10 protein-coding genes are annotated in these 11,993 nt (G+C 67.6%); 9 read left to right on the forward strand and 1 reads right to left on the reverse strand.

All coding sequences use genetic code 11. The features are described 5' to 3' along the window. The first annotated feature begins 124 nt into the window (after positions 1-124). From rutA to ACOYJQ_RS08200, 9 genes are all read left to right on the forward strand, one after another. The gene (gene rutA / locus ACOYJQ_RS08160; RefSeq protein WP_433457558.1) at positions 125-1,219 is read left to right on the forward strand and encodes a pyrimidine utilization protein A; all 1,095 of its coding nucleotides are present in this window, start codon (positions 125-127) and stop codon (positions 1,217-1,219) included. Further along, a complete protein-coding gene (gene rutB, locus ACOYJQ_RS08165; RefSeq protein WP_433457559.1) occupies positions 1,216-1,956 on the forward strand; it encodes a pyrimidine utilization protein B in 741 nt (246 codons plus the stop codon). Before rutA ends, rutB begins: the two co-directional genes overlap by 4 nt. A 28-nt stretch (positions 1,957-1,984) precedes the next feature. Then, positions 1,985-2,374: a pyrimidine utilization protein C gene (gene rutC, locus ACOYJQ_RS08170; RefSeq protein ID WP_433457560.1), complete on the forward strand. Its 390-nt coding sequence runs from the start codon at positions 1,985-1,987 to the stop codon at positions 2,372-2,374. A gap of 30 nt (positions 2,375-2,404) precedes the next feature. Further along, positions 2,405-2,968 carry a flavin reductase gene (locus ACOYJQ_RS08175; RefSeq protein ID WP_433457561.1) on the forward strand — a complete coding sequence of 188 codons (564 nt, stop codon included), beginning with the start codon at positions 2,405-2,407 and terminating at the stop codon, positions 2,966-2,968. A gap of 2 nt (positions 2,969-2,970) precedes the next feature. Then, positions 2,971-3,762 carry a pyrimidine utilization protein D gene (gene rutD, locus ACOYJQ_RS08180; RefSeq protein WP_433457562.1) on the forward strand — a complete coding sequence of 264 codons (792 nt, stop codon included), beginning with the start codon at positions 2,971-2,973 and terminating at the stop codon, positions 3,760-3,762. A gap of 207 nt (positions 3,763-3,969) precedes the next feature. Beyond that, positions 3,970-5,400 (forward strand): circularly permuted type 2 ATP-grasp protein, encoded by a 1,431-nt coding sequence (locus ACOYJQ_RS08185; RefSeq protein ID WP_433457563.1) that lies wholly within the window; start codon positions 3,970-3,972, stop codon positions 5,398-5,400. 84 nt (positions 5,401-5,484) lie between these two features. Beyond that, on the forward strand, positions 5,485-6,429 hold the full coding sequence (locus ACOYJQ_RS08190; protein WP_433457565.1) for an alpha-E domain-containing protein: 945 nt from the start codon (positions 5,485-5,487) through the stop codon (positions 6,427-6,429). Between the two features lie 78 nt (positions 6,430-6,507). After that, on the forward strand, positions 6,508-7,245 hold the full coding sequence (locus ACOYJQ_RS08195) for a peptidase (RefSeq protein WP_433457566.1): 738 nt from the start codon (positions 6,508-6,510) through the stop codon (positions 7,243-7,245). Between the two features lie 72 nt (positions 7,246-7,317). Continuing rightward, on the forward strand, positions 7,318-10,677 hold the full coding sequence (locus ACOYJQ_RS08200) for a DUF2126 domain-containing protein (RefSeq protein WP_433457567.1): 3,360 nt from the start codon (positions 7,318-7,320) through the stop codon (positions 10,675-10,677). 54 nt (positions 10,678-10,731) lie between these two features. On the opposite strand, the gene ACOYJQ_RS08205 is transcribed toward ACOYJQ_RS08200, so the two are convergent. Next, a complete protein-coding gene (locus ACOYJQ_RS08205) occupies positions 10,732-11,961 on the reverse strand; it encodes an alpha/beta hydrolase (RefSeq protein ID WP_433457568.1) in 1,230 nt (409 codons plus the stop codon). Positions 11,962-11,993: the final 32 nt, after the last annotated feature.

Below are 11,993 nucleotides of genomic sequence, written 5' to 3' on the forward strand. Positions count from 1 at the left end.
GGCATTCCGGCGCTCGGCCGGCATGAAAACTCCTCTCTGGCACGCGCGTTGCAAGAACCCCCGCATCGCGGCGGCGCGCCCATGGCGCGGTTGCCGCTTCCCACGCGGCACGAGGAGTTACGTCATGGAAGTCGGTGTCTTCATTCCGATCGGGAATAACGGTTGGCTGCTGTCCGAGAACGCGCCCCAATACAAGCCGACCTTCGCGCTCAACCGGGAAATCACCCTCAAGGCGGAAGCACACGGCTTCGATTTCGCCCTGTCCATGATCAAGCTGCGCGGCTTCGGCGGCAAGACGGAGTTCTGGGATCATAATCTGGAATCCTTCACGCTGATGGCGGGGCTCGCCGCCGTCACCAGCCGCATCCGCCTTTTCGCCACCGCCGCGACGCTCGTGATGCCGCCGGCCATCGTGGCCCGCATGGCCTCGACCATCGATTCGATCTCGAACGGCCGGTTCGGCGTCAACCTCGTCACGGGCTGGCAGAAGCCGGAATATTCGCAGATGGGACTCTGGCCGGGCGACGACTATTTCAGCCGGCGCTACGATTACCTCACGGAATACGCCACCATCCTGCGCGAATTGTGGGAGACCGGCCGCAGCGATTTCCGGGGCGCGTTCTTTCGGATGGACGATTGCCGCCTGTCGCCGCGCCCGCAGGCGGACATGAAACTGGTCTGCGCCGGCTCCTCGAATGCCGGCATGGCTTTCTCGGCGCAATACGCGGACTACAATTTCTGTTTCGGCGTGGGCATCAACACGCCGACCGCCTTCGCCCCCACCGTCGAGCGCCTGCGCGCGCAGACGGACAGGACGGGCCGCAAGGTGGAATCCTTCGTCCTCTTCATGATCGTCGCCGACGAGACGGACGAGGCCGCGCGGGCGAAGTGGGAGCACTACAAGGCCGGCGCCGACCAGGAGGCCATCGCATGGCTCGGCCTGCAAGGCGCGGCGGACGCGAAATCCGGCGACGATACCAACGTGCGGCAGATGGCCGATCCCGTTTCGGCCGTCAACATCAACATGGGCACGCTGGTGGGCTCCTACGCCACGGTGGCGCGCATGCTGGACGAGGTGGCGACCGTCAACGACACCGGCGGCGTCATGCTCACCTTCGACGACTTCCTCAAGGGCATCGACGACTTCGGCACCCGCATCCAGCCGCTGATGAAAAGCCGCGCGCATATCGGCGCGCCCGCGCGGGGAGCCGCCGCATGAGCGCCGACACGACGGCCGCCGGCTTCCGGCCCACTACAGGCGCGGCCCGCGCCCTCACCCTGCCCGCGCGCCCCGAGCCCGTCACGCTTTCGCCCGCCGAAACCGCGGTCGTGGTGGTGGACATGCAGAACGCCTATTCCACCGAAGGCGGCTATGTCGACCTCGCCGGCTTCGACATTTCGGGGGCGCAGGGCGTCATCGCCAATATCGCCCGCACGCTCGACGCGGCGCGGGCGGCGGGCGTGCAGATCGTCTATTTCCAGAACGGCTGGGACGGCGATTACGTGGAGGCCGGCGGCCCCGGCTCTCCCAACTGGCACAAGTCGAACGCGCTCAAGACCATGCGCCGGCGCCCGGAACTCGCGGGCAAGCTGCTGGCGAAGGGCACCTGGGACTATGCCATCGTCGACGCCCTCGCCCCGCAATCCGGCGACATTCTGGTGCCGAAGACGCGCTACAGCGGTTTCTTCAACACCAACATGGACAGCGTGCTGCGCGCACGCGGCATCCGCACACTCGTCTTCGTCGGCATCGCCACCAATGTCTGCGTCGAATCCTCGCTGCGCGACGCCTTTCACCTCGAATATTTCTGCGTGATGCTCGAAGACGCCACGCATCATCTCGGGCCGGCCCTCATGCAGCAGGCGGCCGTCTACAACGTCGAAACCTTCTTCGGCTGGGTCTCCACCGTGGACGATTTCCGCGGCGCGATCCTGCAAACCCCGTCTAACGAATAATCCCTGTCCTCGAACGGAGAATTCCGCCATGCCCAAGACCGTCATTCTGCCGCCCGGCACGACGACCCCCATCGCGCCCTTTTCCCCCGGCACGCTCGCGGACGGCGTCGTCTACGTCTCGGGAACGCTTGCCTTCGACAAGGACAACAACATCGTCCATCCGGGCGACGCCGCGGGCCAGACGCGGCATATCCTGGAGACGATCAAATCCGTCATCGAGACGGCGGGCGGCACGCTCGACGATATCGCCATGAACCACATCTTCATCACGGACTGGAGCCACTACGGCGCGGTCAACGCCGTCTATGCCGCGTATTTCCCCGGCGACAAGCCCGCCCGCTACTGCATCCAGGCCGGTCTCGTGAAGCCGGAGGCCGTCGTCGAAATCGCCTCCGTCGCCCACATCGGCGCGCGCTGAAACCCGCCCAGGCGCCAGAAGGAGCCTCTCATGCAGCTCATCGCTTCCCGCGGCGGCGAAGCCCGGCCGGCGGCCCCCGTCAGCCGGACCGACTATCGCGATGCGATGGCGCGCCTCGCCGCCGCCGTCACCATCGTCACGACGGACGGCCCGGCGGGGATGGCGGGCTTCGCCGCCACGGCCGTGTGCAGCGTCACCGACAGTCCGCCGACGCTGCTCGTGTGCCTCAACCGGGAATCGTCCGCCCATCCGGCGGTTTCCGGCAACGGCGTGCTGTGCGTCAACGTGCTGGAGGGCCGCCACGAGGCCCTGAGCGGGCTCTTCGGCGGCAAGACGCCCATGCCCCGGCGCTTCGAGGCGGCGGCATGGCGCCGCGCCGCCACGGGCGCGCCGATGCTCGACGATGCGCTGGTGTCGTTCGACTGCCGCATCGTCTCCACCTGCGGCGTCGGCAGCCACGACATCCTGCTCTGCGAGGCCGTGGCCATCGCCGGCGGCGACGGCGAAGGCGAAGGCGACGGAGCGCGGCCGCTGCTCTACTTCGGGCGGGCCTATTGCGGCATCGCCGCCGCTCCCGGCAGCCCGGAGCACTGATCATGCACGTCGAAATCACCGGCCTGACCGGCGAAGACGCGCCCGCCGTCCTGCTCTCGTCGGGCCTCGGCGGCGCGGGCGGCTACTGGGCGCCGCAGGTGGAAGCGCTCGGCCGGGCCTTTCGCGTCGTCACCTACGACCATCGCGGCACCGGCGGCACCGGCGGCGAAGTGCCGGAGAAGGGCGGCATCGGCGCGATGGCCGATGACGTCCTGGACATCGCGCGCCGGCTCGGCCTCACGAGGTTCGATTTCGTGGGCCACGCGCTCGGCGGGCTCATCGGCCTGCATCTCGCCCTGCACCATCCCGGCCTGATCCGCCGGCTGGTTCTGGTCAACGCCTGGAGCAGAACGGACCCCCACACGGAACGCTGCTTCGACGTACGCATCGCACTGTTGCAGCGCGCCGGCGTTGGCGCGTTCGTGCGGGCGCAGCCGCTCTTCCTCTATCCGGCCTCGTGGATGGCGGACAACCCGCAACGCCTCGCGCGGGAAGAGGCGCACGCGCTCGCCCGTTTCCAGGGAGAGACGAATCTGTTGCGCCGCGTGGCGGCATTGCGCGCCTTCGACATCGACGCGCAATTACATGCCGTCGCGACCCCCACATTGGTGATGGCGACGCAGGACGATCTGCTCGTGCCCTACGGCCGGTCGCTGCGTCTGGCGGAAGGGCTGCCGGATGCGCGGCTCCTTCTGCTGGCAAGAGGCGGGCATGCGGTGAACGTCACGGATGCGGCGCCCTTCAACCGGCACCTGCTCGCCTTCCTCATCGCGCCCGACACGACAAGGCCATGAAAGCGCCGGGCCTTCGCCGCCCGGCAGCCGCGAAAACGGGCACGATGCCTGAAAATCAGGCTTTCAGGGGGCATCTTGCGCCCCCGGAGGCGCACCTTGCGGCGGCATAGCCCCGAAAGAGGCGCAGGGTGCGGCGACTGGCCCGCCTCTTGCTTGAGCTCTGCTACCAGTTTGTCGGGATTGTGCGGCAACAACGGAGGCGACGCGATGTCCATGGAGGCGTTCGATGAGATGTATGGTCCCACCGGCTACGGCGGCGATGCGCGCGCGCCCTACGACGCATTGCGGCGCTGGCTGGAAACGACGCCGGCCGAGCAGCTCGCCGTCCGGCGCAGCCAGGCGGAGCTTTTCTTCAGGCGCATCGGCATCACCTTCTCCGTCTACGGCGATGCCGACGCCGGCGAGCGCATCATTCCCTTCGATATCATTCCCCGTGTGCTGACGGGCTCGGAATGGGCGGTGCTCGAAAAGGGGCTGAAGCAGCGCGTGAGCGCGATCAACGCCTTTCTGGTCGATGTCTACGGCGCCTGCGAATGCGTCAAGGCCGGGATCGTGCCGGGCGAGCTCATTCACGGCAACCCGGCCTATGTCGCCCGCATGGCCGGACGCGCCGTGCCGCATAACCTCTACGTCCACATCGCCGGCATCGACATCGTGCGGGTCGGCGAGGACGAATTCTACGTGCTGGAGGACAATGCCCGCACGCCTTCCGGCGTCTCCTACATGCTGGAGAACCGCGAGGCGATGATGCGCCTTTTCCCGGAGCTGTTCGCCTCGCACCGCATCGCGCCCGTCGAGGTCTATCCCGAGGCGCTGCTGGCGACCTTGCAGTCCCTCGCGCCCGCCGGGGCGCCGGCCAACCCGACCATCGCGCTGCTGACGCCGGGCCAGTACAATTCCGCCTTCTACGAACATTCGTTCCTCGCCGACAAGCTCGGCGTCGAACTGGTGGAAGGCCGCGACCTGACCGTCGCCGACGAAAAGGTCTACATGCGCACCACGGAGGGCCTGCGGCAGGTCGACGTCATCTACCGGCGCATCGACGACGATTTTCTCGACCCCCTCGCCTTCCGCTCCGACTCGGTGCTGGGCGTGCCGGGGCTGATGGACGCCTATCTCGCCGGCAACGTCACCCTCACCAACGCCGTGGGCACCGGCGTGGCGGACGACAAGGCGATCTACAGCTACATGCCGGAGATCGTCCGCTTCTTCACCGGCGAGGAGCCCCTGCTGAAGAACGTGCCGACATGGCGCTGCCGCGAGCCGGAAGCGCTCGCCTACGTCCTCGACCGCCTCCCGGAGCTGGTCGTCAAGGAAGTGAACGGCTCCGGCGGCTACGGCATGCTCGTGGGGCCATGCGCGACACGCGGCGAGATCGACCGGTTCCGCAAGAAGCTGCGCCATGCGCCGGACAAGTTCATCGCCCAGCCCACCCTCGCCCTCTCGACCTGCCCGACCTTCGCGGCGTCGGGCGTCGCCCCCCGCCATGTCGACTTGCGGCCTTTCGTGCTCTCGGGCACCGACGAAATCCGTGTCGTGCCCGGCGGCCTCACGCGCGTCGCGATCCGGGAAGGCTCTCTGGTGGTCAATTCGAGCCAGGGCGGCGGCACCAAGGACACGTGGATTCTCGACGGATAACGGAGATGCGCGGATCGCAAGACATCAGAAAGTTCAACCGTGCGTAGCGGCATAGACAGATTCGAACCTTTCGGGAGCATGCCGATGTTGTCGAGAACGGCAGAAAGTATCTACTGGAGCGCCCGATACCTTGAACGCGCCGATTTCCAGGCCCGCATTCTCGACGCCTGCACGCGGCTCGCCTCGCTGCCCGCGAGCTACGCGGGAGAAGGCAATGCATGGGAGGGGGCCATCGCCTCCACCGGCGGCGCGGCCTTGTTCAGGAGCCTTTACGACCGCATGGACGAATGGACCGTGCGCGATTTCATCGCCTTCAACCCCAACAACCCGTCGTCCATCTGCAATTGCCTGACCACGGCGCGCCTCAACGCGCGCGCCGTGCGCACCGCGCTGACCAGCGAGATGTGGGAGGTGATCAATGACGCGTGGCTCGAACTCAAGGGCAGCGCCGGGCGGGAGATGGACCGGGACGAGATCGCCCGCTTCATCGCCTGGGTGAAGGGCGTCGTGCAGATGTTCGAGGGCGCCGCCTACCGCACGATGCTGCGCAACGACGCCTATTACTTCACCCGCGTCGGCGGCTCCATCGAGCGGGCGGACAACACAGCGCGCATCCTCGACGTGAAATATCATCTGCTGCTGCCGGTCAACGAGGCCGTGGGCGGCGGGCTCGACTACTTTCAATGGACCACCATCCTGCGCGAGGTATCGGCGCTGACGGCGTATCACTGGGTCTACCGCGAAAGCATCAAGCCGTGGCTCGTCGCGGATCTGCTCATCCTCAACCGCCAGATGCCGCGCTCGCTGGCGAGCTGCTACGAGGCGCTGGTGCGCCACCTCGACCTGATGGCCGATACCTACGGCAGCCGGGGGGAGAGCCAGCGTCTCGCCGACGCGACGCTCGCCCGGCTGGGGGAAGCCTGCATGGAGAGCCTGTTTCAGGCGGGGCTGCACGAGTTCATCACAGGTTTCATCGCCGACAACAACAGACTCGGCGACGAGATCGCGCAGCAGTATCTATTATCCTGACGCCACCTCCGGGCGGGTCCGCGCGCGCAACGCACGGGCTCGCCCATCTTCCCCGGCGTCGATATGGAGCAAACCGGAATGACCTATTGTGTGGGCATATGCGTCGATGACGGACTGGTCATGATCGCCGACACACGCACCAACGCGGGAATCGACAACGTTTCCAGCTACCGCAAGCTGCGCCTGTTCACGCTGCCCGGCGAGAAGATCTTCGCCATCGCCACGGCCGGCAACCTGTCCATTTCGCAATCGGTCATCAGCCTGCTGGAAGAGGGGCTTCCCTCGCCTGAGACGGGCGAGCCGGAGCGCCTCGTCGACATGCCGTCGATGTTCCGCGCCGCGCAGCTCATCGGCCGCGCCATCCAGCAGCTCAATGCGGAACAGGGCGCGGCGCTGGCAAGGGCCAACGTGTCGGCCGACGTCACCTTCATTCTGGGCGGCCAGGTGGCGGGCGAGAACATGCGCCTGTTCATGATCTACGCCGCCGGCAACTTCATCGAATGCGAACCGGACACGCCCTTCCTGCAAATCGGCGAGCACAAGTACGGCAAGCCGATCCTCGACCGCTCGATCACCTTCCATACCGGGCTGCACGAGGCGCTGAAGCTCGGCCTGATCTCCATGGATTCGACCCTGCGCTCGAACATCGGCGTGGGCCTGCCGCTCGATCTCGTCACGGTGAAGCGCGGCGCGCTGGTGCCCGAGACGACCTATCGCGTGGAAGCGGACGATCCCTATTTCCGCGATCTCAGCGACCGCTGGTCGGCCGCGCTGCGGGCGGCGCATATCGCCATCCCCGACCCGCCCTATTTCTAGAGACCGTCAAAGCTTCCCGGCCGACAACATCCGGGAAGCTGCCGAATGACGGAATGCCGAAGGAAACGCCCGATGAGCATCAAGGCCGCCATCCACCATCTGACGCATTACAAATACGATCGTCCGGTCACGCTCGGCCCGCAGGTGATCCGCCTGCGCCCTGCGCCCCACAGCCGCACGCGGGTGATCTCGCACACGCTCAAGGTGGAGCCGCAGCCGCATTTCGTCAATCATCAGCAGGACATCTACGGCAACTGGCTGGCGCGTTTCGTCTTTCCCGAGCCGGTGCGGGAACTGCGCATCGAGGTCGATCTCGTCGCGGACATGACGGTCTACAACCCGTTCGACTTCTTCGTGGAGGAAGCCGCCGGGCACTGGCCGTTCGCCTATCCGCCGGACATCGCGCAGGATCTGGCGGTCTATCTCGCCGCCGAGCCGGCCGGGCCGCGTCTTGCGACGTTTCTCGCCGGCATTCCGCGCGCGCGCATCGGCACCACCGATTTTCTCGTTGCCGTCAACCGCCGGGTCGCCGCGGAAATCGGCTACGTCATCAGGATGGAACCCGGTGTGCAGACGCCGGAAGAAACCCTGCGCCTCGCGACGGGCTCGTGCCGCGATTCGAGCTGGCTGCTGGTGCAGGCGTTGCGCCATCTGGGCATCGCGGCGCGTTTCGTTTCCGGCTATCTGATCCAGCTCAAGCCCGATCTCCAGGCGCTCGACGGACCGTCGGGCACCGACCACGATTTCACCGACCTGCACGCCTGGGCCGAAGCCTATGTGCCGGGCGCGGGCTGGATCGGGCTCGATCCCACGTCCGGCCTGCTGGCGGGCGAGAGCCACATTCCGCTCGCCGCAACGCCCCATTACCGCAATGCCGCGCCGATATCAGGACTCGCGAGCTATGCGGAGGTGGACTTTTCCTTCGACATGCGGGTGATGCGGATCGCGGAGCATCCGCGCATCACGAAACCCTTCTCCGAGGAGAGCTGGCAGGCGCTCGACGCGGAAGGACGCAAGGTCGACGCGGCCCTTGAGGCGGGCGACGTACGGCTGACCATGGGGGGCGAGCCCACGTTCGTCTCGATCGACGATTTCGAGAGCGAGGAATGGAACAGCGCCGCCGTCGGCCCCGCCAAGCGGGCGCTGGCCGACGATCTGATCCGGCGGCTGCGCGAGCGCTTCGCGCCCGGCGGCTTCCTGCATTACGGACAAGGGAAATGGTATCCGGGCGAAAGCCTGCCGCGCTGGACATTCTCGCTCTACTGGCGGCGCGACGGCAAGCCGATATGGCAGGATGCCGGCCTGATCGCGGCCGAAGCGCCGCAGGAGACGCGTGGCGACGCACTCGCTCCCGACGACGCGCAAGGCTTCCTCAACGCCTTCGCCGGCGAACTGGGGCTGTCGGCGGAGTTCGTCGCGCCCGCCTTCGAGGACCCGGCGGAATGGCTGGTCCGCGAGGCGAATCTGCCGGACAACGTCACGGCCGACGATTCCCGTCTGCGGGACCCGGAAGAGCGCCACCGCATCGCCGCCGTGTTCGATCGCGGACTCGGCGTGCCCACCGGCTTCGTGCTGCCCGTCCAGCGCTGGCAGGGCAAGGCGGCTTCGGAAGGAGGAGCCGCTCGCGGCTGGATGTCCGAGAAATGGAAGACGCGGCGCGGACATCTTCTGCTCGTGCCGGGCGACAGCCCGGTCGGCTACCGCCTGCCGCTCGGCTCGCTGCCCCACGTATCCGAAGCGGACTATCCCTACATCAACCCGGCCGACCCGACCGAGCCGCGCGGTCCCCTGCCGGATGCCGGCGATGCGGGCGACAGCGGGGCGCCCGCCCGCAGGGCCGGCCCGGAACAGGCGGTGGCGCATTTCGCGGCGGCGGAAGCCGGGCAAACGCTCGTCGAACAGCGCCTGTCCGAAGTCGACGGCGTCGTGCGCACGGCGATCTCCGTCGAGCCGCGCGGCGACAGGCTGTGCGTGTTCCTGCCGCCCGTCGAGCGGCTGGAGGACTATCTCGAACTCGTCGCCGCGGCGGAAGCGGCCGCCGGGCGCACGGGCCTGCCGGTGCATATCGAGGGCTACGCGCCGCCGCACGATCCGCGCCTCAATGTCATCCGCGTCGCGCCCGATCCGGGCGTGATCGAGGTCAACATCCATCCCGCCGCCTCGTGGGACGAATGCGTCGTCATCACGCAGGGCGTCTACGAGGAGGCGCGCCGGGCGCGGCTGGGCGCGGACAAGTTCATGATCGACGGTCGGCACACCGGCACCGGCGGCGGCAACCATGTCGTCGTGGGCGGGGCGACGCCGCTCGACAGCCCCTTCCTGCGCCGTCCCGATCTGCTGGCGAGCCTCATCCTCTACTGGCAGCGCCACCCGTCGCTGTCCTATCTCTTCTCCGGCCTGTTCATCGGCCCGACATCGCAGGCCCCCCGCATCGACGAGGCCCGGCACGACAGCCTCTACGAGCTGGAAATCGCGCTGGCGCAGATCCCCCTGCCCGGCGAAGGAACGCCGCCGCGGCCGTGGCTCGTGGACCGGCTGCTGCGCAACCTGCTCATCGACGTCACCGGCAACACGCACCGGGCGGAAATCTGCATCGACAAGCTCTATTCGCCGGACGGGCCGACGGGGCGGCTCGGCCTTGTCGAATTCCGCGGCTTCGAGATGCCGCCCGATCCGCGCATGAGCCTTGCCCAGCAATTGCTGATCCGGGCGATCATCGCCCGCCTGTGGCAGACCCCGCTCAAGGGCGAGTTCACCCGCTGGGGCACCGCGCTGCACGACCGGTTCATGCTGCCGCATTACGTCTGGCAGGATTTTCGCGACGTGCTGGCCGATCTCGGCCGGCACGGCTTCAACCTGCGCGAGGAATGGTACGAGGCGCAGGCCGAGTTCCGTTTCCCGTTCTGCGGCGAAGTGTCCTTTGAGGGCGTGCGGCTGGAGCTGCGTCAGGCGCTGGAACCGTGGCACGTGCTCGGCGAAACCGGGGCCATCGGCGGCACCGTGCGCTATACGGACAGCTCCGTGGAACGCTTGCAGGTGAGGCTGGAGGGCGCCGATCCCGCGCGTTGCATCGTGGCCTGCAACGGGCGGCGCGTGCCGCTGAGAGCGACGGAACCCGGCGCCGCCGTGGCGGGCGTGCGCTTCAAGGCGTGGAAGCCGCCGCGGTCGCTGCATCCCGCGCTGCCGGTCGACGCGCCGCTGACGTTCGACATCTTCGATACGTGGTCCGGTCGCGCGCTGGGCGGATGCGTCTATCACGTCGCGCATCCGGGCGGGCGCAATCACGACACCTTTCCCGTCAACGGCAACGAGGCCGAGGCGCGCCGCCTCGCCCGTTTCGACGGCCACGGCCACACGCCCGGCTCTTACCAGCCGCCTGCGGAAACGCCGCACCGGGAATTTCCCGACACGCTCGATCTCCGCCGGCGCTGAAACCCGGATCGCCATCCCCATCCGTGGAAACCGCGGGGCCGTTGCCGGCGTCGCCTACTCTGCCGCGCCGTTCCCGCGAACGACCTGCCCGAACAGTCTCGCCTGCTCGACGGAGGCCCTGTCGGCCTCTTCGACGACGGCGGAGAACTGGAGAAAACTGTGCGTGAGAGACGGATAAAGGGTGTAGCGAACCGGCACGCCCTCCGCCTCCAGCCTCTCGGCGAAGGCGCGGCCGGAATCGCGCAGGATGTCGAAACCGGCGCTGGCGACGATCGTCGGCGGCAACCCCGCGAGGCTTCGCGCGCGCAGCGGGTCCATGAAATCGTCCACGCCGTCATGCGGATCGGAATGGCCCGGAAACACGCGCGGCAGGATGAAATCGATGAAGGTGCTGTCGAGGCCGTAGCCGCGCCCGAACAGCGCGAAGGACCGGTCGGCGACCGGCAGGCCGGTGCCGGGATAAAACAGCAGCATGGCGCGCGGGCCGGGCCTGCCGGCGGCAAGCTGCCGCTGGACGATGTTGATGGCGACATGTCCGCCGGCGCTGTCGCCGCCGACGCCGACGCGGGCCGGATCGCCGCCCAGAGACGGCGCGTTGGCTCTCGCCCAGAGGAACGCATCTTCCCCGTCGTCGCTCGCGGCGGGATACGGATGTTCCGGCGCAAGCCGATAACCGACCGACACGACGATAACCCCCGCCTCGTTGGCGAGCAGGCGGCAAACCTGATCCGTGGCCGCGATGCTCGAAAAGATCCATCCGCCGCCGTGATGGTAGACGAGCACCGGCAGCGGGTCATCCGAAGCGACCTCGGGGCGATAGATGCGGATCGGGATCGGCCCGCCGCGCCCGGCGATTTCCTGGTCCGCCACGCTGCGCATCGGCCCGGTCGCCTTGGTGTACAGCAGCCAGGTGCGATCGATCTTGTTGCGCAGCCAGGCGCGGCCGGGCGCGGTCGCGTAGATCGCCGGCATGACGCGCGGCATCCATGCGGCGAAGGGCCGGCTTTGCTCCATCATGTACTGCAATTTGGGATCGAGGCTCTGCCCGTCGATGTTTTCGGGCGCTCCCTGAAGCCGGTCGGCGAACCAGGAAGCGGGCTGCGCGTAAAAGGCAAGCCGGCCGGCTTCCGCAGCCGTGGGCTGAAACGGCTCGGCCGGCACGATGTCATACCGGAACCAGACGAACACGGCCACGACCGCGAGCGCGCCAATCCCCGCAACCGACAGCAACGAAATCCATACGCCCGCCGGAAGCAATCCGGTGATACCGTCGATCGAACTCATGAATGCACTCTTCACGCCGCTCAGGAAGTTAC

The sequence above is a fragment of the Pseudochelatococcus sp. genome (assembly GCF_050946405.1).
Classification (GTDB): Bacteria; Pseudomonadota; Alphaproteobacteria; order Rhizobiales; family Beijerinckiaceae; genus Pseudochelatococcus.